Below are 23,431 nucleotides of genomic sequence, written 5' to 3' on the forward strand. Positions count from 1 at the left end.
GCTACGGTGTGCCGACGCGGCCGCCAACGGCGCGAACCCCGTCCGCCACCGGGCCGGGGGCGTTCAGGGGCTCGAGGGCGGAGGTTTTCTCGGATGCCTTCAGGGAGGTCTTCTCCACCTGGCGGAACAGGCCGTTCATGCTGCCGATGACCTCGAAGGAACGCCGGGAAAGTTTGCCGGCCGCGCTCGCCGCCGCGTTCACGGGGGCCGCACTCTGCCCCGACTGCGCCACTGCACGGCCCGGATCCTTCAGGCCCGGCATGGGTTTGAGCTCGATACCCTGATGCGCGACTTCCATCACGTCATGCCAAGTCATGGCCGGCAGCGAGCCGCCCGTCATTTTGTTGGTGGAGGTGTGATCGTCGTTGCCGAACCAGACAGCGCCGACGTAATTGCCCGTATAGCCCACGAACCAAGCGTCCCGGTAAGCGTTCGTGGTGCCGGATTTGCCCGCGACCTTGATGCCTTCCAGGGCCGCGCGCTTGCCGGTGCCTTCCTCGACCACCTTGGTCAGCATGTAGTTCATGTCGGCGACCACCTGGGTCGACAGCACCTGCGGCATCGGCTCGTCGGCATGGCGGTAGATCACATCACCGGACGAGTTGCGGACCTCCATGGCCGCGTAGGGCTTGGCCCTGCGCCCGCCATTGGCGAACACCGCGTAGCCGGCGGCCTGGTCGATGACGTTCACCTCCGCTGAGCCGATCGGCAGGGAGACGGAATCGGTCAGCTGCGTGGTGATGCCCATGGCGTGGGCGGTCTCGATGATCTTCTTGCGCCCGGCGGCGGCGGCCCTGGCTTCATGGGAGATGCCCATCGCCTTGCCCAGGGCGATCGAGACTTGAATCGGGATGGTGTTGATGGATTTCGCCACCGCGACAGTGAGCGTCGTGGCGCCCGAGAACGAGCGCCCGTAGTTCTGCGGGCACCAGTTGCCGATGCAGACGGGCCGATCGACGACGCGCGTGTCCGGCCGATACAGGCCCGAGGCGAGGCCGGCGGCGTAGACATAGGGCTTGAACGACGAGCCGGGCTGGCGAAGGGCGTCGGTGGCGCGGTTGAACTGGCTCTCGCCATAATCGGCACCACCGACCATCGCCCGAAGGGCCCCGTCCGGATCGAGGATCACCATGGCGGCCTCGTCAACCTCGTACTGGTCGCCGAATCGGCGCAGGGTATTCTGCACCACCTCGTCGGCCCGGCGCTGGATGGTCAGGTCGAGGGGCGTCTTCACGGTGAGGACGCGGTCGCTGCGGAAGCGGCCCGCATCGGCCATTTGCTTGATCTCGCCGAAGGCCCAGTCGAGATAGTAGTCCGCCGTGATGTCGCGGGTCCGGGTCACCGGTGTTGCGGGGTTGCGCAGGGCGGTCTGGATCTGGCCCTCGGTGAGGAAGCCGGCCTCGACCATGTTGTGCAACACGTCGCCGGCGCGGGCACGGGCCGCCGGCAGGTTCACGTGGGGGGCGTACTTGGTCGGCGCTTTGAACAGTCCGGCGAGCATCGCGGCCTCGGCCAGGGAGATGTCCTTCAGCGGCTTGCCGAAATAATAATCCGCCGCCGCCACGGCGCCGAAAGTGCCGCCGCCCATGTAGGCCCGGTCGAGGTAGAGCTTCAGAATCTCGTTCTTGGAGAGGTGGCTCTCCAGCCAGAGCGCCAGGAAGGCCTCGTTGATCTTGCGCTCGAGGGAGCGCTCGTTCGTGAGGAACAGGTTCTTGGCGAGCTGCTGCGTGATCGACGAACCGCCCTGGGTGTTGCCGCCGCCGCGCGAGTTCGACACCAGCGCGCGGGCGGTGCCGATGGGGTCGATGCCCCAATGCTCGTAGAAGCGCCGGTCCTCGGTGGAGACCAGAGCCTTGATCATGATGTCGGGAAAATCGTCGAGCCTCAGCGAGTCGTCGTGCTTGATGCCGCGCCGTCCGACCTCGGTGCCGTAGCGGTCGAGGAACGTCACGGCGAGGTCCTGGGCCTTGAGCCAGTTGTCGCTGGTCAGGTTGAAGGCCGGCTGCGCCAGGGCAAGCATCAGGATCGCGCCACCCGTACCGAGGGTCACCCCCTCGCTGGTCAGGTCGAGGGCGAAGCGTTTCCAGCCTCGTACCGAGAAGACGTTCATGCGCTCTTGGAAGCGCTCGTAGGTCTCTCCCGCCGTGCGACCGCCGTCGTACAGGCTCGCGTTCACCCAGGCGTCGAAGGCGAGGGCGGCGTGCTTGATCCGTGTCGTGAGGGAGGTCGCTTTGGGCAGGCGCACCTGAGTTCCAGTCCTTCCGCACCCCGTTCCGGCACGACGCCGGTCCGCGCGATCCTACCAACACCCGCGCCCGGCCGCGAGGCTTCGTTCATGGGAACGCCCGACAAGGGCAAGCGTCCCGCCGCCGCAGGCCATAACCTGTTCTTAACCTTGGTGCCGGAATGGGGCGGCGCGGTGGCGCGGCGCCTCCGAACACGGCGCGGCGTCATGCCGTGCGCCGGCAACGCTTGCTCCCGGGGCCGCGTTGCGGCACAGGGGCAGATCATCCGGATCCTCGCCGCTCCCAGCCCAAGGTGTTCCCCATGCGGGACCGCTCGGCCGCGCGTTCCCCGACGCCGCAGGCCTTCCCCGAAACCATCCGTTCCGATCCCCAGACCGCTCCGACCGTGGAGCCGTTCTGGCGGACGAAGAGCCTGGACGCGATGTCGCCGGCCGAGTGGGAGAGCCTGTGCGACGGATGCGGCCGCTGCTGCCTCCTCAAGCTCGAGGACGAGGATACGGCGGAAGTCTATCACACCGATGTCGGCTGCACCCTCCTCGACGGCCATGGCTGCCGCTGCCGCGACTATGCGCGGCGCCAGAATCGCGTGCCCGATTGCGTGCGCCTGACGCCCGAGGCGGTGCGCACGATCCCGTGGCTGCCACCGACCTGCGCCTATCGACTGATCCGCGAGGGCCGCGATCTCTACGCCTGGCATCCGCTGGTCTCGGGCCGCGCGGCCAGCGTGCACGAGGCCGGCATCTCCGTGCGCGGCCGCGTCTCCGGCAACGAGGAGGAGTTCACAGCCGACGAACTCCTCTATCGGATCGTGACCTGGCCCAATCGCACGCCGGAGACCGAGGACGACGCAGAATAAGCGTGGCCTCAGGCGTCGAGCATCGAGGGGACGGCATTCTCGGCGATGATCCGGCGGGCCTCGGCCGCGTCGCGATGCATCTGGGCGATCAGGGCCTCCGCTCCGTCGAAGCGGACCTCGCCGCGGAGATAGTCCAAGAACTCCACCGCGATCGTCTGGCCATAAAGGTCGCCGGAGAAATCGAACAGGTTGACCTCGAGGAGCGGGGCGCCGCCGTCGAAGGTCGGGCGCCGGCCGTAGCTGGCGACCCCGTTTTTCACCCGACCGTCGGGCAGGCGCGCTCGCACCGCGTAGATGCCGTGGGCGAGGTTGCAGGCGGGCAGCGCCACGTTGGCGGTGGGATAGCCGAGGGTACGTCCACGCTTGTCGCCGTGGCGGACCTCGCCAGAGACGAACCAACGGTAGCCAAGGAGCGCGTTGGCCCGCGTCACCGCACCCTCGGTGAGGGCAGCCCGGATCGCGCTCGACGAGACCGGCTCCGCCCCCGTGCTCAGGGCGACAGGCGGGATGATCCGGCAACTCAGGCCCGCCTGCGTGCAGAGATCGGCGAGGACCATCGGCGTGCCCTCGCGGCCCCGGCCGAAATGGAAATCGTGGCCGATGACGACGCCCGCCACCCCGAGGTCGCGCACCAGCAGCCCCTCGACGAAGTCGCGCGCGCCGGTTCCCGCCAGGGTTGCGTCGAAGCGGCGCACGATGAGTCCGTCGAGGCCGAGATGGGCGAAGACGATCTCCTTGGCTTCCGCGTCAGTGAGACGGAACATGGGGAGATGTGGCGCGAAATAGGCGCGCGGATGCGGCTCGAAGGTGAGGACGACCGCCGGGCGGCCGGCCGCCTGCGCGGTCTCGCGCACGGCGGCGATCAGGGTCCGGTGACCGAGATGCACCCCGTCGAAATTGCCGATCGCCGCGATGGCTCCGGAAATCACGGGCGGCACCGGCTCGTCCTCGCGACAGATCGTGAAGCGTCGCTCGTGCGCGGATGCGGCGGGCGGGACAGCGGATTCGTCGCCAGACGACATCGGATCTCAGGAGTTGCAGCGTTCGGGGACGGGTGCTGTGGCGGCGGAACCTGTCGAAAACCGGTCTGGGGGTCAAGCGCGCGGGCTGAGCGCGGAGGTCGCGGTACGGCCCGCTCCCGCCTGCGCGCGCCGCGCCTTCGCCGCCCGTCGCCCGACGTAGAGCAGCACGCCCGTCACCAGGAAGAGGGGCATCATCAGGGCCGCGACGAGGAAGATCGGTGGCCCGAGGAATCCGAAGATGCGCCCGCTGTGCACGTCGAGCATGTTGCCGGCGATGCGGGCGCCGAGCGGACGCTCGCCGCCAATCTCGCGCATGAGGATGCGCCCGCTGGCCGCCTCGATCCGGGTGTCGTCGCGCCAGCCGTTCCGGTTCTCGGAGCGGATGCGGATGGGTCCGGTCCCCCCGCTTGGCAGGATCAGGGTCGCCCGGGTGAACTGGCCCGCATCCACGGTGCGGAAGGCCGTCCAGGCGGCGTCGAGGCTCAGCGCTCCGGGGCCTCCCAGCCCGTCTTCGCGCCGACCGGGCCTGCCTTCACCGCGGATCACGCCCTCCTTGGGCCCACCCGCTTTGGGCCCGCCCGCCTTGGCGTCAGAAGCCGGCGGCTTGCCATCGGCCATCCGGGTGATGGTCTCGCCGCGGGTGAGGAGGGTGGTGACGACCTCGCGATAGCCGTCGAAGGACCACCACAGCCCGCTCAGGGCGATGACGAGGTAGACCGGCAGCACCCAGGTGCCGGCCACCGCGTGCAGCGACCAGTAGGTTGGCCGGCCCCATTGCCGGAGATGGGGCTTCAGCCAGATCCGCAGGGACATCACCTTCGGCCAGCGCAGGTAGAGACCGGTGCAGAGGAGGACGAGGAGCGCGAGGACGCTCGCGCCGGTCAGGGTCCGGCCCCAGCCCTTGCCGTCGCCGGGCAGGAGCAGCCAGCGATGCAGGCGCCGGATGGTCGCGAAGGCCTCCTCCGTCCGCGCCGCGCCGCGCACCGTGCCGTCATAGGGGTCGAGATAGAGGGAGGGCGGCCGCAGGCCGGTGGCGGGATCGCGCCCGAGCCGAACCATCGCGGCGGTGGCAGCCTCGGCCGAGAACGTCAGGTTCGCCACCGTGTCGGACCGCTTGGCATGGAAGCGGGCCAGGAGGGCATCCGGGGCGAGCGGATCCTCCGCCCGGCGGGCGACCCGGATCAGGTCCGCGTCGAAGGCCTCGCCGATGGCGTCCTCGTAGCTGAGGAGCGCACCGGTGAAGCCCGCCACGGTCAGGATCAGCCCGGCCCCCAGCCCCAGCAGCCAGTGCAGCTGGAACAGGACGGCGCGCAGGTGCCTCACCACGCCACCCGCGCGGTGACGAGGGCCTGGAAGGGCTCGCCCACCGCCACCAGCAGGTTGCTGCCCCCCGACGAGGGATAATAGGTGCGGTCGAACAGGTTCTTGAGGTTGAGCTGGAGCGTGGTCGCCAAGCCGTTCACCTCGGTGCTGTAGGCGAGGAACGCGTCGCAGACGACGTAGTCGGGCAGGGCGAAGCTGTTGGCGGCGTCCCCCGGCCGGGCGCCGACGTAGCGCGCCCCGAAACCGGCTTCCAGGAAGCCGGCGCCCAGCCGCGTCGCGCCGAACTCCGTTGCCTCGGCGATGGCACCGAACTGATGCGTGAGGAAGGCCGAGGCGGTGACCCGCGGGGTGTTGAGGAGCTGCTTGCCCACCAGCACCGGGTCCTGGGTCACCTCCGCCTGGGTGAAACCGTAGCTGGCGATCACCGCCCAGTCGGGCAGGATCTGGCCGGCGACGTCGAGCTCGAACCCGCGCGAGCGCACCTTGCCGGCGGTGGTCGCCACGGTGAGGCCCTGGCCGTTGACCTGCGTCACCAGCACGTTCGCCTTGTCGATGTCGAACATCGCCCCCGTCACGGTCAGCCCGGCGGCGAGGTCCGCCTTCACGCCGACCTCGATGGAGTCTCCCTCCTCGGGCGGCAGGGCGCCGACGATGTTGGCCAGCGAGGTGTTGGGTTTGAAGGACTGCGAATAGCTCCCGTAGAGCGAGAGGGTGGGGGCGAGCTTGTAGACGAGGCCGACCCGCGGCAGGACGCGCACCCCGTCGATGTCGGTGTAGGCCACCGCCGGCGTCCCCTTGGCGCCGAACTGGTCGAAGATCTGCGTGCTGACCCCGGCGACCAGAATCCACTGGTCGCTGAGGTGCAGCGAGTCCTGCAAATACACGCTGGTATTCACTAAGCGTTCGCGCAGGTTGCTGTCGGCGGGCGAGATCACCGGCACCGCCGCGAGGGTGCCGTAGACCGGCCGGAACGGGTCGAACCCCGCCCGGTTCGGACCCCGGATGATGTCGGGCCGGCCGTAATCGATGTTCTCGTAAGTGACGCCGGCCAGGAGGTCGTGGCGCAGGCCGGCGGTGTCGAAGCTGCCGGTCAGGTCGAGGCGGGCGACATGCGCATTGAAGTCCGCGTTGCGGGTACCGTCGGCCCGGCGGGTGAGGAGGCCTCTGGCCGGAAGATAGGTGACCGGCCGGATCTGGTCCTCGTCGTAGCCGAGGTGGGAGTAGGTGTAGCCGAAATGCAACGTCCAGGCGTTGTCGAAGCGGTGGTCGACATCGAGGGTGGCGAGATGGCTGGTGGCCTCGTGCTGGCTCGAGCGCTCGTCGAAGCGCCGGTCGCGCGGCACCCGCAGGGGCCGCCCGGTGGTGGGATCGAAGATCGTGCCGCGGTCGTAGGGCACGCGGTAGTGCCCGAATTCATACCCCACCGTTACGGTAGTGTCGTCGCCCTTCCAGGTGAGGGAGGGGGCCACGACCTGGCGGCTGAGATGGCCGAAGTTGCGCCAGTAGGCGTAGCTCTGGATGTCGGCCACCATCCGGTAGGCGAGGTTGGTGCCCGCGATGGGGCCGGTGAGGTCGCCCTGGACCAGGCCGCCGTCGAAGCTCGTCCCCGTGAGGTTGAGGGAGCCGTGCGGCGTGAAGTCCGGCCGCTTCGAGACGAGGTTGATCAGCCCGCCCGGGTCGGTGATGCCGTAGAGGAGCGAGGCCGGGCCCTTGAGCACCTCCACCCGCTCGATGGCGTAGCTGAAGTTCTGCTGCAGCACGGTGCGCCGGCCGTCCCGCAGGATCGAGTCGTCGCGGAAGGTGCCGAAGCCGCGCCGGACCACGGCCTCCTGCGTGCCGCCGACGCTGTTGGTCTGGGCGATGCCGCTGACGTTGCGCAGGGCCTCGTCGAGGGAGATCACGCGCTGGTCGCGCAGCACCGCGGCGGAGACCACGGCGATGTTGGCCGGCGTGTCGAGGAGGGCGGTGTCGGCCCCCGCCCCGAAGGTCGAGCGTTTGGGCTGGTAGCCGACGGTCGCGAGTCCGTTGCCGAGGCCGGCGACGCTGAGTTCCTCGAGGGTGACGGTGGACGGCGCCTCCTGCGCCGCGCTCGCACCGGCGGACAGCAGCCAGAGGGCGCCCCCGGCCAACCGGCGGTGCCGGGACGGATGGCGGGAGGTTCGGGCGGCGCGCGGCATATCGGATCTCGGAGGAAGCAGAAGCTTCGCCGTAGTGCGCTGCAATATCATTTGCAAGATATCGTTTAAAGATTAGAACCGCTAAAAGGAATGAATATGAATAGCTTAGACAGGATATACATGGTCGATCATAAGAAGAAGGCTCATGTGTTCAGTCCCGTCGCGGGGGCGATCGGCAGCGAAGGGCCTGCTTGACCCGGCGGTCCCGCGCTCACATCCCTGTCCGATCATGACGAGCCCGCGCGAATCCCCCGGACGGCATCATCTCTGGCGCCCCTACACGCAGATGCAGGGGGCGGCCCCGCCGCTGGAAGCCGTGCGCACGCACGGGTCGCGCATCGTCCTCGCCGACGGGCGCGAGCTGATCGACGGCATCGCTTCCTGGTGGACGGCGGCCCATGGCTACAACCATCCCCACATCCGGGCGGCCGTGGCCGCGCAGCTCGAGACGATGCCGCACGTGATGTTCGGGGGGCTCACCCACGCCCCGGCGGAGCGGCTGGCGGCGCGCCTCGCGGCCCTGCTGCCCGGCGACCTCGACCACGTCTTCTTCACCGATTCCGGCTCGGTGGCCGTGGAGGTCGCCCTGAAGATGGCGGTGCAGATGTGGATCAACCGGGGGGTGGTCGGGCGCACCCGCATCCTGGCCTTCCGCGAGGGCTATCACGGCGACACCCTCGGGGCGATGTCGGTCTGCGACCCCGACGAGGGCATGCACCGGCGCTTCGGCGCCTACCTGCCGACCCAGGTCTTCTGCGACCTGCCCCGGACGGCGGCGCAGGTCGCCGCCCTCGACGCGACCCTGGCGGCCGCGCGCGAGACCCTGGCGGCGGTGATCGTCGAGCCCCTGGTCCAGGGGGCCGGCGGCATGCGCATGCACCCCCCCGAGGTGCTGGCGACCGTCGCGCGGCTCGCGCGGCGCCACGGGCTGCCGCTCATCGCCGACGAGATCTTCACCGGGTTCGGGCGCACCGGCTCCCTGTTCGCCTGCACGCAGGCCGGCATCGTGCCGGACATCCTGTGCCTGTCGAAGGCCCTCACCGGGGGCACGATGGCGCTGGCCGCCACGGTGGCCACGGGGGCCGTGTTCGAGAGCTTCCTCGCCGACGATCCCGCCGCCGCCCTCATGCACGGGCCGACCTTCATGGCCAACCCGCTCGCCTGCGCGGCGGCCAATGCCAGCCTCGACCTGTTCGACCGCGAACCGCGCCTCGATCAGGTCGCGGCCCTCGCGGGGGCCCTGGCGGACGGGCTCGAACCCCTTCGCGGGCTGCCGCACGTCGCCGACATCCGGGTCCTGGGGGCGATCGGGGTGGTGCAGTTCCGCCGGCCCCCCGATCTGGCCGATTTGAAGCGCCGCTTCCTCGCGCGGGGCACCTGGGTCCGCCCGTTCGGCGACATCGTCTACCTGACGCCCGCCCTCACCGTCCCGCCGCAGGATCTGGCCGAGCTTCTCGACGCCATGCGGACGGTGGTGCCGGCGGTCGCCCCCTGACGGCGAGGACCCTGCGTCCGGTGCAACCCACGCCCCCGTCGCTCGTTGGGATGACGTTGCGCTGGCCCCATGTCCAGGATCTCCGGTGTCCCGGATCGCGCCGTGCGGGCCCCCGGGCTTCACGCGAGGATCCCGGTCCCGGGCGGGGCCCGCGGCCAGACAGGCTGGAGGGTGCATCGTGGTGGACGAGGCGAAGGCGAACGACGACCGGCCGGTGATCCTGCTGGTGGAGGACGAGGCCCTGACGATCATGGACCTCGGCGACGTTCTCGAGAATGGCGGCTACGAGACCGTGCAATGCGCCTCGGCCGAACGGGCGCTCGGCATCATCCAGGACCGCCCCGACATCAGCGGCCTGATCACGGACGTCGAATTGTCCGGCAAGACCAACGGCTTCGAGCTCGCCACCGCGGTGTCCGAGGCCCGGCCGCAATTGCCGATCGTCATCGTCTCGGGGCGCGCGGCCCCCGATCCCGAACGGATGCCGAAGGGCGCCAAGTTCATCGCCCGGCCCTGCACCGGCGAGGACATCCTGTCCCAGCTCAAGGGCCTGCTGCCCTGCTGAGGGTCTGAGCGGTCAGCCCGGAGCCTTCCCCCGGGCCCGCCACCACGCGACGGTGTCGTCGAGCCCCTGCGCTACGTCGAAGCGCGGCAGGAACCCCACGGTCTCCGTCAGGATGCGGGTCCCGGCCTCGATGACCGGCGGCTCCGTCGGGCTCAAGGGACGGGCCCCGAAATCCAGGTGCTCGGCGCCCCCGATCCGGGCGGCGAGCCCTTCGAGGAGCGCGCGCACCGGGATCGCCGCCCCGGAGCCGATGTTCACCGGCCCGGGCACGTCCCCCGCCACCAGGGCGGCCAGGGCCGCGGCGGCATCCGCGACGTGCAGGAAGTCGCGGCGCTGGTGCCCGTGCGAGGTCGGGAACGCCGTGCCGGCCGTCAGGGCCCGGATCGCGTCCGACACGAGCCGCCCGCGGCGCTCGCCGGGGCCGTAGAGATAGAACAGCCGCCCCCAGGCGACGCTGAGCGTCTGCGTGGCGGCATAGGCCTCCAGGATGCGCCGCGTGCCGTCCTTGGCGGCGCCGTAGAGCGTCGCGGGCCGGCAGGGCGTCGTCGCCTCCTCGAAGCGGGCCGCGCCCCATTCGTACTCGGCGCAGGTGCCGGCCCCGACGAACCGGCGGCCCCCCGCCGCCGCGAAGGCCTGGGCGAGATCCAGGGTGGCCGCGACCCAGTCGAGGTTGCGCGCCGAGGTCCAGTAGCGGCCGGGCTCCGCATCCCAGGCGAGGTGGAGGCAATGGCTCGGCCGGATCTTCGCGATCAGCGCCTGCCGTTCCGCGGGCACGAGCAGGTCGGCCGCGTGCCAGGTCGCCTCCGCCGAGGGGCTGCGACCGACGCCGTGAACCTCGAATCCGCGCGCCCGCAGGGCCGGCACGGCGTGGCGGCCGACGAAGCCGGCCGCGCCCGTGACGAGGACGCGCTCCCTCACCGCACCCAGTCGGGGTAGGCGAGATCGCGCGCGGCGATCACCGTGACGGGCTCCGGCCAGGCGACGTCGAGGCTCGGATCGTTCCAGCGCAGGCCCCGGGCGCTGCCGGCCACGTAGGGGCGGTCGATCATGTAGAGCACTTCCGCGTCGTCGCTGAGCGCCTGGAAGCCGTGGCCGAAGCCCACGGGAATGTAGAGGGCGTGGCGGTTCCCGGCGCTGAGTTCGGTCCCGTAGGCCTGGAGGTAGGTGGCCGAATCCGGCCGCAGGTCGACGAGGACGTCGTGGATCGCGCCGGCCGTGCAGCGCACGAGCTTGGTTTCCGCGTGGGGCTCGGCGGCGAAGTGCAGGCCCCGCACGGTGCCGCGCCGGGCATTGTAGGAGATGCTGGACTGCGCGAAGGCGCCGATGAGGCCCCGCGCGGCGAAGTCCTCCGCGCAGGCGGTGCGGGCGAAGAAGCCGCGCGCATCGGCCTGGGGGTCCGGGACGACCCGGTACGCGCCGGCGAGCGGCAGGGCCTCGAAGCGCATGGGCTCAGAACACCGAGAGCCGTGGGATCGCCGTGACGAAGCGCCCGCCCCAGTCCCGGATGGCGGCCATCTCGCCGGCGATCTCGTCCTTCAGGTTCCAGGGCAGGATCAGGACGTAGTCCGGCCGCTGTGCCAGCAGGGCCTCCGGGGAGACCACCGGGATGCGGCTGCCCGGCAGGAGGGTGCCCTGCTTGTGCGGCGAGCGGTCCGCCACGACCCGCACCAGCTCGGGGCCGATGCCGCAGTAATTGAGGAAGGTGTTGCCCTTGGCCGCCGCCCCGTAGGCGCAGACGGTTTTTCCCGTCAGCCGCAGGTCCGCCAGGAAGGCGAGGGTGGCGCACTTGATGCGCACCACGTCCTCCGCGAAGGCGGTGTAGCCGCTCGCGTCGAACAGGCCCCCGGCGCGCTCCTCCGCGCGCACCCGGTCCACGGCGGGACCCTGCGGGTGCGCGGCCGCCGCGTGGCAGGCGAAGACCCGGAGGGAGCCGCCATGGGTCGGCCATGCCTCCACGTCGAAGACCCGCAGGCCGTGCGCCTCCAGGATCCCCGAGACGACCCCGAGGGAGAGGTAGGAGAAGTGTTCGTGGTAGATGGTGTCGAACTGGCGCTCCGCGATCATCCGCAGGAGGTGCGGGAACTCGAAGGTGGCGACGCCCTCGGGCTTCAGGAGAATTCGGAAGCCGTCCACGAAGTCGTGGATGTCGGGCACGTGGGCCAGCACGTTGTTGGCCGCCATCAGGTCGGCGGCGTGGCCCTCCGCCCGCAGGCGCCGGGCGGTCTCCGCCCCGAAGAACGCCACCTCGGTGGGGATGCCGCGCTCGCGCGCCACCGCGGCCACGTTGGCGGCCGGTTCGATCCCGAGGGCCGGGATGCCGCGGGCCACGACGGCGCGCAGCAGGTAGCCGTCGTTGCTCGCCACCTCCACGACCCGGCTGTCCGGCCCGAGACCGAAGCGGGCCTGCATGGCCGCGACGTAGGCCTCCGCATGGGCGAGCCAGCCGGCGGAGAAGCCGGAGAAATAGGCGTAGTCCGAGAAGATCGCCTCCGGCGTCTCGAAGGCTTCGAGCTGCACCAGCCAGCAGGCCTCGCAGACGAAGGCGTGGAGGGGATGGACCATTTCCCCCCGGCCGGCGCGCTCGACCGGCACGTAGGCGTTGGCCAGGGGCGACAGGCCGAGATCGGCCACGCTCCGGTGCAGGGGCGTCCCGCAGGCGCGGCAGCTTCGGGTCGGGGTCGGGGTCGTAGTCGCTGTCGGAGTCGTCATGCGGCGAGCGCCTCGTAGGCGCCGATCTGCGCCAGGGTCAGGTCGCGGGCGCACGCCCCGCCGGCCTGCGCCCTGTGCCAGGCGGCGGTCCAGGCGAGCGCCGCGTCGAGGCGCAGGCGCCGGTCCCAGCCGAGATGGGTGCGGGCCTTGGCCGAATCGACCTTGAGGAAGATCGCCTCGTGCGGATGGATCGCCGCCGACAGGTGCCACAGGGCCTCGGAGCCCCAGGCCTGGGCGAGTTCGTCGACGAGATGGGCCACCGGCCGGCAATCCTCGTCGGCCGGGCCGAAGTTCCAAGCCTCGGCGTAGCGCGGCCCGTCCGCCCCCGACAGGCATTCGGCGAGGCGGAGATAGCCGCTCAGGGGCTCGAGCACGTGCTGCCAGGGCCGCGTCGCGTGGGGCGCGCGGATCTCCACCGACTCGCCCCGCGCGAAGGCGCGGACGATGTCGGGCACGAGGCGGTCTTCCGACCAGTCGCCGCCGCCGATGACGTTGCCCGCCCGGGCGGTGGCGACCCGGCAATCCCGTTCCCTAAGGAACGAGGCCCGGTAGGCCGCCGCCACCAGCTCGGTGCAGCCCTTCGAACTGCTGTAGGGGTCGTGGCCGCCCAGCGCCTCCGTCTCGCGGTAGCCCCAGGCCCATTCACGGTTCGCGTAGGCCTTGTCGCTCGTCACCACCACCACGGCCCGGACGGAGGGCGTCGCCCGCACCGCCTCCAGCACGTGGGCGGTGCCCATCACGTTGGTGGCGTAGGTGGCCAGCGGATCGCGGTAGGCGGCGCGCACCAGGGCCTGGGCGGCCATGTGAATGACGATCTCGGGGTCCGTGGCAGCCAGGCACGCCTGCACCGCCGCCGGGTCGCGGATATCGGCGAGGTGCGAGTCGAGGCCGCGGCCGATGCCGGCCGTGGCGAACAGGCTCGGGGTGGTCTCGGGGGCCAGCGCCAGCCCGCTCACCCGGGCGCCCAGGCGTTCCAGCCACAGACAGAGCCAGCCGCCCTTGAAGCCGGTATGGCCCGTAACGAGCACCCGTCGCCCGGCCCAGAAGGCGGGATCGGGATTCGGGTCGCGCGTGCGCGGCAGAGGGAAGGGCGAGGGCTGCACGCTCTGAAACGATCTCCGGTGGGGCGCCAGACTACCAGCACTTCCAGGGCGGCGCGTCCCCCGCCCACAGGGCTTCGAGGTGGTTCTTGTCGCGCAGGGTGTCCATGGCCTGCCAGAAGCCCGCATGGACGTAGGCCGCGAGCTGCCCGTCGGCGGCGAGGCCCTCCAGGGGCTCCGCCTCCCAGACGGTGGCGTCGCCCGCGATCCGGTCGAGCACCCGCGGCGAGAGCACGAAGAAGCCGCCGTTGATCGTCGCCCCGTCCCCGGCGGGCTTCTCCCGGAAGCGCCGCACCGTGCCGTCCTCCAGCTCCAGCGCCCCGAAGCGGCCCGGCGGCGTCACCGCCGTGAGGGTGGCGAGCTTGCCGTGGGCCCGGTGAAAGGCCGCCAGGGCCGTCAGGTCCACGTCGGCGACGCCGTCGCCGTAGGTCATGAAGAAGTCGTCGTCGCCCAGATAGTCCCGCACCCGCTTCAGGCGCCCGCCCGTCATCGTGGTCTCGCCGGTCTCGATCAGCGAGACGCGCCAGTCCTCGGCGGTGCTGCGGTGGAAGTCCACGTGGCCGCGCCCGATGTCCACGGTCACGTCGGACAGGTGCAGCCGGTAGTTCAGGAAGAACTCCTTGATGACGTAGCCCTTGTAGCCGAGGCAGATCACGAATTCGCGCACCCCGTGGGCGGCGAAGATCTGCATGATGTGCCAGAGGATCGGCCGGCCGCCGATCTCCAGCATGGGCTTGGGGCGGATCACCGTCTCCTCCGAGAGGCGCGTGCCGAGACCGCCTGCGAGGATGACTGCCTTCATGGATTCCTGAGCGGTCTTCGGAAGGTCCTGGCGCGGGAACGGCCGCGCTGCGGGCGCGTGCGCCCCGTCGCGCAACGCTTAATCGAGGGGTCGCCCTTCGTCCAGGCGCGGGGACGGACGGGCCGTTTAGCCGACTTTTCCCGCCCGCCCGGGCTCCCGGGCGGGGCGCTGTCATCGCAGCTTCATACCGCCCGGTCATGCCCCGGGACGGAGGGACGTTCCCGGTTGGCGGTGGATGTGCCCGGATTGACCGGCGCGGGCCCATCGTTCGCGGGGTATGAGAGCTGAAGGGCGCGAGCGATGCGGGCGGCTGACGAGCGCGGGAGGGTCGAACCCCACGGGGACCTGACCCGCGCGGTGATGGCGTCGCTCCCCGGGGCGAGCGGTGACAGGGATGGCGAGCGGAGCATGAGCAAGTCCGACAAGCGCCTGCGGCCCCCGGGCGCGAAGAGCGTGGGCTGGGCCCTGGTCCAGGCCGCGCGCCTGCACCGCTCCCGCGTGGGCGACCGGCTAGCCAGCCTCGACCTCTTCGCCGGACAGGAACAGGTGGTCCAGGCGCTCGCCGCGGCCGGGACCATGACGATGGGCGACCTCGCCGCGACCCTGCGGGTGCGTCCGCCGACCGCCTCCAAGACGATCTCGCGGCTGGCGGCCCTGGGATTCGTCGAGCGCCGCGCCGAGGCCGGCGACGGCCGCATCGTCCGCGTGCGCCTCACCGAGACGGGCCTCGCCAAGGCCGCCGCCATCGAGCGCCTGTGGGACGAGGTCGAGGCCGAGCTCCTCGACGGGTTCGACGGCAAGGAGAAGCGCCGCCTGCGCAAGCTCCTGCGCAAGGCCGCCCGCAACCTCGCGGAGGTCTCGGGCGTCACCGGCCACGAGGTCGAGGGCGATTCCGAGATGGACGAGGACGAGGCGGACGGCTTGGCCGTCCCGGGCGCGCTGTAGCGCCGGCGGCCTCCGGACCCGGCGTCCCCCGCACCGATCTCCTAGAGCGGTCCGGCCTTCGGGGCCTTCGCCTTGCGCATCATGCCGGAGCCCGCATGCACGGCCCGCCGGCGCCGGAACAGGCGCTCGCCGGTCCGCTCCAGGACGAGGGCCAGGCGGGTGGCGGCCCGGTCGAACAACCAGACCGCCGCGCAGATCACGATGGTGATCGCGCAGCCGAGGCCGATCATGAGGCCCAGGATTCCCGGAGCGGGGAGAACCATCAGGCAGACCAGCCCGAAAGTGGCAAGCAACGGTATGGTCCGCGTCATGGATGGCCCTCCGCCAAAGACGTTCGGCCGCGAGGATGGACGGACATCGATAAGAATTGGTGCAGGCGACGCGACTCGCCGGCGCGGCCGCAACCGACGGTCGCCATCCGGTTCCGAACCGGGCGGTGCCGTGTCGGCCAGCGATGCTTCAACGCCGTGGCGAACCCGATCCCCACGCAGGTGTGCGCTCCCCCGCGTCTGCTTTAAAGCTCCCCGGTCGCGCCGTTCATACCAGGCGAAACGCCGTCGCGGATCGGGATCACGTCGTTGAGGTCACCACCAGGGGGCGGCGCGCCCACGAACCGGCGCCTGGCCGGCATCGCGCTGATGTGCGGCACGCTGGCGTTCTTCGCCTGCCTCGACGCCTCGGCCAAGACCCTGGCGAGCCTGGGCGTCGATCCGCTGCTCTCGACCTTCATGCGCTACGCGGTGAACGTCGCGCTGGTGCTGGTGGTCCTCAATCCGGTCCGGACGCCCGGGGTGGCGCGGACGAACCGGCTCGCGCTCCAGGTCCTGCGCTCGCTGCTGCTGTTCGGGTCGACGGCCCTCAACTTCCTGGCCCTGCGCCAGCTCCAGCTCGCCGAGACCCTGTCGATCCAGTTCGCGACGCCCCTGATGGTGGCGCTGCTCGCGGGGCCGCTGCTGGGCGAATGGTCGTCGCCGCGCCGCCTGGTGGCGGTGGCGATCGGCTTCCTCGGCGTCCTCGTCATCGTGCGTCCGGGCGTCGGCGCCTTCCAGCCCGCCGTGCTCCTGAGCATCGGCAACATGCTGTGCTACGCGTTCTACGTGCTGACCACGCGCAAGCTCGCGAGCGTCGATTCGACGGCCACGACGGTGTTCTATTCGGGACTGGCCGGACTCGCGCTGATGAGCCCGCTCCTGCCCTGGATCTGGACCACGCCGACGGCGTGGAGCACCTGGGCGCTGCTGATCGGGGTCGGGCTGTTCGGCACCCTCGGGCATTGGCTGCTGGTCCTGGCCCATGCCCGGGCGCCGGCCAACGTTCTGGCCCCCTTCATCTACACCCAGCTGCTCTGGTCGTTGATGCTGGGCTACCTGATCTTCGGCGACGTGCCGAACCGATGGACGCTGATCGGCGCGTCCATCGTGATCGGGTCCGGGCTCTATCTCCTGGCCCAGGAGTCCAAGGCCTTGGAATCCCGGGGGCGGCGCCGGCCGGACGGCGCGCGCGCCCCGCGGGATCCCGCATCGCCTCAGCGGTGACGGCGGTGATGGGAGTGGCGGCGGGACTTCATGCGGGTGCGGTAGGCGCGACGGCCCGGATCGATGCCGAGCGCCCCGTTCACGGTTCCCACCGCGCCGCCGACGGCGCCGCCGACGATGCCGCCCACCGGACCGGCGACCCGGTCGCCCTCGGCCGCGCCACGGCGGATGCCGCCCGGCAGGCCCTGCGCTTCGGCCGCGCCCGACAGGGCGAAGGCGGACAGGACGAGGCTGGCGGCGAGCAGAGCTTTTCTCATGGTCGTGTCTCCCAATGACGCCGCGTCTCGGTCACCCCTCGGATCTGGTCCCCGGCCGAAGCCGGACGGCGCCCGAACGCGTGAGGGACAACGGCCGAGCTTGAAAGAAGGTCCCCACGAAAGTTGGTCCGGCATGCCGGCGTCGGAAAGCTCGCTGGTCTCGCGCCTGCACCGCTGCTAGAAGCCGCCGAATGTGCGTTGATGGTGATCCACGCGGGCGGCGCGGCGTGCCGAGCGCCCCCCGGCCTCGAATTATGAGCCCGGCCTGCGCCTGAGGGCCGCCGCGGCGGTCCGATGCGAAGGCCGGGAGGGCGACGCCTCGCCTCCAGTCCGCCGGCCCCGGGGGCAGTCCTGCCCACCGACCGCCTCAACGCCGATCCGCGCCGAAGACCTCACAGACAGCCCATGAGCGACCAGACCTCTCCCGCTGCGGCCCCCGCCCGCGACTACTCGAAGACCCTGTTCCTGCCCCAGACCGACTTCCCGATGCGGGCCGGCCTGCCGGTGCGCGAGCCCCTGCTGCTGGAGCGCTGGGCCGCCACCGACCTCTACGGGCAGATCCGCGCGCAGGCCGCTGGCCGGCCGAAATTCGTGCTGCATGACGGCCCCCCCTACGCCAACGGCAACATCCACATCGGCACGGCGCTGAACAAGATCCTGAAGGACGTCATCGTCCGCGCGCAGCGTACCCTCGGCTACGACGCCAACTACGTGCCGGGTTGGGACTGCCACGGCCTGCCCATCGAGTGGAAGATCGAGGAGCAGTACCGCGCCAAGGGCCGCAACAAGGACGACGTGCCGGTCATCGAGTTCCGCCAGGAATGCCGGACCTTCGCCGCCCATTGGCTCGACGTGCAGCGCGGGGAGTTCAAGCGCCTCGGCGTCACCGGCGACTGGGACCACCCCTACGTCACCATGTCGTTCCCGGCCGAGGCCGCGATCGCCCGCGAGCTCATGACCTTCGCCATGACGGGCCAGCTCTATCGCGGCTCGAAGCCGGTGATGTGGTCGGTGGTGGAGAAGACCGCCCTGGCCGAGGCCGAGGTCGAGTACGAGGACCACGTCAGCGACACGATCTTCGCCGCGTTCCGGCCCATCGCGGGCGCGGGCCCGGATCTCGCCGAGGCCCGGGTGGTGATCTGGACCACGACGCCCTGGACCATGCCGGGCAACCGCGCCGTCGCCTATTCGCGCAGGGTCGCCTACGGTCTCTACCGGGTCACGGCGGCGGCCGACGACAACTGGGCGAAGGTCGGCGATCGCTACGTCCTCGCCGATGCCCTGGCCGCCTCGGTCTTCGCCAGCGCCCGGGTCGAGGCCTTCGAGCGCCTGCGCGACGTCGCCCCGGACGAACTCGCCGCCCTGACCCTGAGCCATCCGCTGGCCGGCCACGTGCCCGGCTACGACTTCGCCGTCCCGCTCCTCGAGGGCGAGCACGTCACCGACGAGGCGGGCACCGGCTTCGTCCACACGGCGCCGGGCCATGGCCGCGAGGATTTCGAGGTCTGGATGGCCAACGGCCGGGCGCTCGCCCAGCGCGGCATCGAGACCCGCATCCCCTACACGGTGGACGCCGACGGGGCGCTCACCGAGGAGGCCCCCGGTTTCACGGGAAAACTCGTTCTTAACCACAAGGGCGAGAAGGGCGACGCCAACAAGGCGGTCATCGCCGCCCTGATGGAGGCCGGCACCCTGGTTGCGCGCGGCACGCTCAAGCACAGCTACCCGCATTCCTGGCGCTCGAAGAAACCGGTCATCTTCCGCAATACGCCGCAATGGTTCATCGCGATGGACAAGCCGGTCGGGTCCTTGGACGGCCGCACCCTGCGCGATGTCGCCCTGCGGTCCATCGAAGAGACCCAGTGGGTACCGCCACAGGGCAAGAACCGGATCAACGGCATGGTCGGCAACCGGCCCGACTGGGTGGTGTCGCGCCAGCGCGCCTGGGGCGTCCCGATCACGGTTTTCGTCAAGCGCGGCACCCACGAGGTGCTTCGCGACGCGGCGGTGAATGCCCGCATCGCGGCGGCCTTCCAGGCGGAGGGCGCGGATGCCTGGTTCACCGATGCGGACGGCGCCCGCTTCCTCGCCCCCGACTACGATCCGGCGGACTACGAAAAGGTCACGGACGTGCTCGACGTTTGGTTCGATTCCGGCTCGACCCACGCCTTCGTGCTCGACGATCCCGAGCAGTTCCCGGGCCTGTCCGGCGTCAAGCGCAAGCGCGACGGCGGCGCCGACACGGTGATGTACCTGGAAGGATCGGACCAGCATCGCGGCTGGTTCCAGTCGTCCCTGCTCGAATCCGCCGGCACCCGCGGTCGCGCCCCCTACGACATCGTCCTGACCCACGGGTTCGTCCTCGACCCGAAGGGCCTGAAGATGTCGAAGTCGAAGGGCAACGTCGTCGCCCCACAGAACGTCATCAAGGATTCCGGCGCCGACATCCTGCGCCTGTGGGTGGCGGCCTCCGATTACGCGGACGACCTGCGCATCGGCCCGGAGATCATCAAGACCTTCGCGGAGACCTACCGCAAGCTGCGCAACTCGGTCCGCTGGATGCTCGGGTCGCTGGCGCATTTCGAGCCCGGCACCGAGATCGCCCACGCCGAGCTGCCCGAGCTTGAGCGCCTGGTCCGTCACCGGCTGTCCGAGCTCGACGGCGAGATCCGCGAGGCCTACGCCGCCTTCGACACCAAGCGGGTCGTGGCGCTCCTCAACGGCTTCATGACCGGCGACCTCTCGGCCTTCTACTTCGACGTGCGCAAGGACGTGCTCTACTGCGACCCGGCCTCCTCGCCCGTGCGCCGCGCCGCCCTTCAGGTCATCGACGAGACCTTCCGCCGGGTCACGATCTGGCTCGCCCCCGTTCTGGCCTTCACGGCGGAGGAAGCCTGGCTCGACCGCTACCCGTCCGAGGCCGGCTCCGTCCACCTGCAGACGCTGCCGGAGACGCCGGCCGCCTGGCGGGACGAGGCCCTCGCGGCCCGTTGGCAGGCGATCCGCCGCGTGCGCCGGGTCGTCACCGGCGCCCTGGAGATCGAGCGGACGGCCAAGCGCATCGGGGCGAGCCTGGAGGCGGCCCCCACCGTCCATATCGCGGATGCGGAGCTGCGGACGGTGGTGGAGGGCGTCGACTTCGCCGATGTCTGCATCACCTCCGCCCTCCGCATCGCGGCGGGCGAGGGCCCGGCCGAGGCGTTCCGCCTCGACGACGTGCGGGGCGTCGCCGTGGTGCCGGCCCTGGCCGAGGGCCGCAAATGCGCCCGCTCCTGGCGGGTCGCGCCCGAGGTCGGCAGCGACCCGGACTATCCCGACGTGACGCCCCGCGACGCCCGCGCCCTGCGCGAGTGGGACGCGGCGCATGCCGGCACGAACGCCGCGTGACGCGGATGCCGCCCCTCGCCGTCCCCCATCCCGGGGGGAGGCCCCGCCTTCCCGCGTGACGTCCTCTCCGATGACCCCCTCTCCCCCATGACCTCCTTCCGCCTGGGCCTCGTCGCGCTGCTCGTCACCCTGGTCGTCGACCAGGCCTCGAAGCTCTGGCTCTATCTCGGCACCGACCTGGTGCTGACGCAGCCCTGGCGGATCGCGCCCTTCGCCGAGTTCCTCGTGGTGTGGAACCGGGGCGTCTCCTACGGGATGTTCCAGCAGGAGGGCGGCCTCGGCCGCTGGGTGCTGGTGGGCGTGTCCTGCCTCGCGGCGCTGGGCCTGTCGCTCTGGATGCGGCGGGCGGAATCGCGCCTGCTGGCGGTGGCCCTCGGGCTCGTCGCGGGCGGCGCCCTCGGCAACGCCATCGACCGCGCGGCCTACGGCGCGGTGTTCGACTTCGTGCACCTGCACTGGCGCAGCTGGTCCTGGTACGTCTTCAACATCGCCGATGCGGCCATCGTCGCCGGCGTCGTCGGCCTCATCCTCGACAGCCTGCGGCCGGCCCCCCGGAGCACCGGGTCCGAGCTCTGAGGCTCCGCCGTCATTTCCGCCCGACCTGTGATCCGTAAACCACAGCCGGGATCGTTGTGCCGGCGAGGCTGGTGCACTGCGGTCAAGGCGCCATACGATCGCCTGAAACCGGGATCAGGCCGAGAAGGTCGGATCAGGATCGTGGCACAAGGCGATCATCCGGGCTCGGGGAACCGGGACCCACAACCGGGCGGAGAGCGGGGATAGCATGATCGGACATCGGGCTTTGCTGGTGGTGGCGGGCATTCTGACCGCCGGGAGCGCGCAGGCGCAGCAGGGCGTGTTCATGCGCGACACGCTCAGCAGCATCGGCCTGATCGAGCCCGAGAAGCCCGCGATCACCTACCGCGAGCGGGCCCCCCTGGTGATGCCGCCCAAGCTCGACGGCAAGTCCCTGCCGCCGCCGCGCCAGCCGGAAGCCTCGGCCCAGTGGCCGAAGGATCCCGAGGTCGTCCAGCGCGAGCGCGAGCGCGAGGAGGCCCGGAAGCCGATCGTCCGCGGCGCCCAGGGCCGGATGAACGACAACAACATGACGCTCTCCATCGACGAGATGCGCGGCGGACGCCGCGCCGGCGCCCAGGCGCGCACCGAGCCGGGCCGGCCCGAGGGCGAGAACGACGATCGCAACTCCTTCTGGTCGAACCCCTTCGGCCTGCGCTCCGCCGAGGTCGCGGAGCCTTCGCAGGTCGAGCCGGACCGCGACGTCCTCACCGATCCGCCCACCGGCTACCGCAAGCCGCCCCGCAAGGTCGCCAAGACCAACGGCGACCCCGTGAACAACCCGTATCGCGAGCGTGAGGAGTCCGATCCGGGCGCCTACGTGCGCGCGCGCTCCGCGAACTGAACCCCGGGTCCGGCCCGGTGCCGCAGGCGCGGCGGGTCACCGCACGAGGATCCGTTTCCTGCCCCTCCGACGCACCCCCGTGGCGCGGAGCCGGCGCAACGCCAACATGACGGATGGCCCTCGCAAGCGGCCGACCGCGGAAGGAAGAGCTTCGATGCACCTGTTCAGGAAGGACATGCCCCTCTTCGGACCCTCGCGCGGCCATGCCAGCGCGGGCCGGGCCGAAGCCGCGCCCTTCGGGCGCTCCGAGGCGGGCGGCCCTGAGGTCAGTGCCTTCGCCCTCGACAACGGCCTCGACGTCGTGGTCGTGCCCGATCACCGCGCCCCGGTCGTCACCCACATGGTGTGGTACCGCAACGGCTCGGCCGATGATCCGCTCGGCCAGTCGGGCATCGCCCACTTCCTCGAGCACCTGATGTTCAAGGGCACGGAGCGGCACCCGATCGGCGCCTTCTCGAAGGCCGTCTCGGGCCTCGGCGGCCAGGAGAACGCCTTCACCTCCTACGACTACACCGCCTATTTCCAGCGCGTCGCCCGCGATCACCTCCGGACCATGATGGAGTTCGAGGCCGACCGCATGACCGGCCTCGTCCTCGACGACGCCGTGGTGGCGCCCGAGCGCGACGTGGTGCTGGAGGAGCGCCGCATGCGGGTCGAGACCGACCCCTCGGCACAGCTCTCCGAGGCGATGGCCGCCTCCCTGTTCGTGCATCACCCCTACGGCACGCCGATCATCGGCTGGATGCACGAGATCGAGGAGCTGAACCGCACCCACGCCCTCGACTACTACAAGCGCTTCTACACGCCGGAGAACGCCATCCTGGTGGTGGCGGGCGACGTGACCCCGGACGACGTCCGCCGCATGGCCGACGACACCTACGGCCGCGTCACCCCGCAGGGCGCCCGGCCCGTGCGCATCCGCGCCAAGGAGCCGGAGCCCCGGGCGCTCCGCCGCCTCGCCGTGGCCGACCCCAAGGTCGAGCAGCCGACCCTGCAGCGGCTCTACCTCGCTCCCTCCTGCATCACCGCGCGGGACGGCGAGTGCCACGCCCTCGAACTGCTGGCCGAAGTCATGGGCGGCGGCTCCACCTCCTACCTCTACCGCAAGCTGGTGATGGAGCTCGGTGTCGCCGTGAATGCCGGCGCCTGGTACATGGGCTCGGCCATCGACGACACCCGCTTCTCCGTCTACGCGATCCCCGCCGAGGGCGTCAGTCTGGAGAAGCTGGAGGAGGAGGTCGACCGCGTCCTGTGCCGCGTCCCCTCCGAGGCCCTGGAGCCCGAGGCGATCGAGCGGGCCAAGACCCGGCTCGTGGCCGAGACGGTCTATTCCTCCGACAGCCAGTCTTCCCTCGCCCGCATCTACGGCTCGGCGCTGGCCATCGGCGAGAGCATCGAGGAGGTCCGTCGCTGGCCCTCCGACATCGAGGGGGTGACGAAGGCGCGGCTCGTGGCCGTGGCCGAGCGCTACCTGACCCCCTCCCGCTCCGTCACCGGCTACCTGACCAAGGCCCGCGAGGCCGACGCGGCCTGACGGCCGATCCCGGCCCCCGGCCGGGCCACACCATTCGGGAGGCCGCGGCGCCCGCCGC

Annotated in this window: 20 protein-coding genes; 9 read left to right on the forward strand and 11 right to left on the reverse strand. The window is 71.0% G+C overall.

Annotated features, from left to right (window positions below; translation table 11 throughout):
* Window position 1: 1 nt before the first annotated feature.
* Window positions 2-2,245, reverse strand: coding sequence for a transglycosylase domain-containing protein (locus AC6EUL_RS15355; protein WP_056493131.1), 2,244 nt, complete (start codon window positions 2,243-2,245; stop codon window positions 2-4).
* A gap of 302 nt (window positions 2,246-2,547) precedes the next feature.
* Here AC6EUL_RS15355 and AC6EUL_RS15360 point away from each other — a divergent pair, with 302 nt between their 5' ends.
* Complete coding sequence (locus tag AC6EUL_RS15360; RefSeq protein ID WP_499871093.1) at window positions 2,548-3,102, forward strand: YcgN family cysteine cluster protein; 555 nt, start codon at window positions 2,548-2,550, stop codon at window positions 3,100-3,102.
* 8 nt (window positions 3,103-3,110) lie between these two features.
* Here the strand turns inward: AC6EUL_RS15360 and AC6EUL_RS15365 are convergent, their stop codons facing one another.
* The 3 genes from AC6EUL_RS15365 to AC6EUL_RS15375 all read right to left on the reverse strand — a co-directional run bounded on the left by AC6EUL_RS15365 (window position 3,111) and on the right by AC6EUL_RS15375 (window position 7,624).
* Window positions 3,111-4,124, reverse strand: a complete 1,014-nt coding sequence (locus AC6EUL_RS15365; RefSeq protein WP_056493128.1) for a bifunctional riboflavin kinase/FAD synthetase — start codon at window positions 4,122-4,124, stop codon at window positions 3,111-3,113.
* 72 nt (window positions 4,125-4,196) lie between these two features.
* Window positions 4,197-5,447, reverse strand: a complete 1,251-nt coding sequence (locus AC6EUL_RS15370; protein ID WP_499871096.1) for a PepSY-associated TM helix domain-containing protein — start codon at window positions 5,445-5,447, stop codon at window positions 4,197-4,199.
* Window positions 5,444-7,624, reverse strand: a complete 2,181-nt coding sequence (locus AC6EUL_RS15375; RefSeq protein WP_499871098.1) for a TonB-dependent siderophore receptor — start codon at window positions 7,622-7,624, stop codon at window positions 5,444-5,446. Before AC6EUL_RS15375 ends, AC6EUL_RS15370 begins: the two co-directional genes overlap by 4 nt.
* Window positions 7,625-7,853: 229 nt before the next feature.
* Here AC6EUL_RS15375 and AC6EUL_RS15380 point away from each other — a divergent pair, with 229 nt between their 5' ends.
* Together AC6EUL_RS15380 and AC6EUL_RS15385 are read left to right on the forward strand one after the other, a co-directional pair.
* Complete coding sequence (locus tag AC6EUL_RS15380; RefSeq protein ID WP_499871100.1) at window positions 7,854-9,119, forward strand: adenosylmethionine--8-amino-7-oxononanoate transaminase; 1,266 nt, start codon at window positions 7,854-7,856, stop codon at window positions 9,117-9,119.
* A 178-nt stretch (window positions 9,120-9,297) separates the two neighbouring features.
* Window positions 9,298-9,684 (forward strand): response regulator, encoded by a 387-nt coding sequence (locus AC6EUL_RS15385; protein ID WP_244472675.1) that lies wholly within the window; start codon window positions 9,298-9,300, stop codon window positions 9,682-9,684.
* A 12-nt stretch (window positions 9,685-9,696) separates the two neighbouring features.
* On the opposite strand, the gene AC6EUL_RS15390 is transcribed toward AC6EUL_RS15385, so the two are convergent.
* The 5 genes from AC6EUL_RS15390 to rfbF are packed head-to-tail and all read right to left on the reverse strand — an operon-like array spanning window position 9,697 to window position 14,295.
* Window positions 9,697-10,602, reverse strand: a complete 906-nt coding sequence (locus AC6EUL_RS15390) for an NAD-dependent epimerase/dehydratase family protein (RefSeq protein ID WP_499871103.1) — start codon at window positions 10,600-10,602, stop codon at window positions 9,697-9,699.
* Window positions 10,599-11,129 carry a dTDP-4-dehydrorhamnose 3,5-epimerase family protein gene (locus tag AC6EUL_RS15395; RefSeq protein ID WP_056218335.1) on the reverse strand — a complete coding sequence of 177 codons (531 nt, stop codon included), beginning with the start codon at window positions 11,127-11,129 and terminating at the stop codon, window positions 10,599-10,601. Before AC6EUL_RS15395 ends, AC6EUL_RS15390 begins: the two co-directional genes overlap by 4 nt.
* Window positions 11,130-11,133: 4 nt before the next feature.
* Entirely contained in the window at window positions 11,134-12,393 is a 1,260-nt protein-coding gene (locus AC6EUL_RS15400; RefSeq protein WP_056381766.1) for a class I SAM-dependent methyltransferase, read from the reverse strand.
* Window positions 12,390-13,496 (reverse strand): CDP-glucose 4,6-dehydratase, encoded by a 1,107-nt coding sequence (rfbG, locus tag AC6EUL_RS15405; protein ID WP_244480166.1) that lies wholly within the window; start codon window positions 13,494-13,496, stop codon window positions 12,390-12,392. The genes AC6EUL_RS15400 and rfbG overlap by 4 nt, the downstream gene beginning before the upstream one ends.
* A 31-nt stretch (window positions 13,497-13,527) precedes the next feature.
* Window positions 13,528-14,295: a glucose-1-phosphate cytidylyltransferase gene (rfbF, locus tag AC6EUL_RS15410; protein ID WP_056218330.1), complete on the reverse strand. Its 768-nt coding sequence runs from the start codon at window positions 14,293-14,295 to the stop codon at window positions 13,528-13,530.
* Between the two features lie 300 nt (window positions 14,296-14,595).
* Between rfbF and AC6EUL_RS15415 the strand changes: the two genes are divergently transcribed.
* A complete protein-coding gene (locus AC6EUL_RS15415) occupies window positions 14,596-15,240 on the forward strand; it encodes a MarR family winged helix-turn-helix transcriptional regulator (protein ID WP_499871107.1) in 645 nt (214 codons plus the stop codon).
* A 41-nt stretch (window positions 15,241-15,281) separates the two neighbouring features.
* Here AC6EUL_RS15415 and AC6EUL_RS15420 read toward each other — a convergent pair whose 3' ends face one another.
* The gene (locus AC6EUL_RS15420) at window positions 15,282-15,551 is read right to left on the reverse strand and encodes a hypothetical protein (protein ID WP_056218327.1); all 270 of its coding nucleotides are present in this window, start codon (window positions 15,549-15,551) and stop codon (window positions 15,282-15,284) included.
* A gap of 327 nt (window positions 15,552-15,878) precedes the next feature.
* On the opposite strand from AC6EUL_RS15420, the gene AC6EUL_RS15425 reads away from it, so the two are divergent.
* The gene (locus AC6EUL_RS15425) at window positions 15,879-16,775 is read left to right on the forward strand and encodes a DMT family transporter (protein WP_499871192.1); all 897 of its coding nucleotides are present in this window, start codon (window positions 15,879-15,881) and stop codon (window positions 16,773-16,775) included.
* Here the strand turns inward: AC6EUL_RS15425 and AC6EUL_RS15430 are convergent.
* Window positions 16,766-17,032: a hypothetical protein gene (locus AC6EUL_RS15430; protein WP_056218320.1), complete on the reverse strand. Its 267-nt coding sequence runs from the start codon at window positions 17,030-17,032 to the stop codon at window positions 16,766-16,768. The two genes, AC6EUL_RS15425 and AC6EUL_RS15430, sit on opposite strands and share 10 nt — an antisense overlap.
* A gap of 405 nt (window positions 17,033-17,437) precedes the next feature.
* Here AC6EUL_RS15430 and ileS point away from each other — a divergent pair, with 405 nt between their 5' ends.
* The 4 genes from ileS to AC6EUL_RS15450 all read left to right on the forward strand — a co-directional run bounded on the left by ileS (window position 17,438) and on the right by AC6EUL_RS15450 (window position 23,373).
* On the forward strand, window positions 17,438-20,419 hold the full coding sequence (ileS, locus tag AC6EUL_RS15435) for an isoleucine--tRNA ligase (protein WP_499871110.1): 2,982 nt from the start codon (window positions 17,438-17,440) through the stop codon (window positions 20,417-20,419).
* Window positions 20,420-20,506: 87 nt separating this feature from the next.
* Window positions 20,507-20,995: a signal peptidase II gene (gene lspA, locus AC6EUL_RS15440; protein WP_499871112.1), complete on the forward strand. Its 489-nt coding sequence runs from the start codon at window positions 20,507-20,509 to the stop codon at window positions 20,993-20,995.
* Window positions 20,996-21,203: 208 nt separating this feature from the next.
* Window positions 21,204-21,839, forward strand: coding sequence for a hypothetical protein (locus AC6EUL_RS15445; protein WP_056218309.1), 636 nt, complete (start codon window positions 21,204-21,206; stop codon window positions 21,837-21,839).
* A gap of 154 nt (window positions 21,840-21,993) precedes the next feature.
* Window positions 21,994-23,373, forward strand: coding sequence for a M16 family metallopeptidase (locus AC6EUL_RS15450; protein WP_499871115.1), 1,380 nt, complete (start codon window positions 21,994-21,996; stop codon window positions 23,371-23,373).
* Window positions 23,374-23,431: the final 58 nt, after the last annotated feature.

It is taken from the genome of Methylobacterium sp. 001424705, assembly GCF_059816145.1.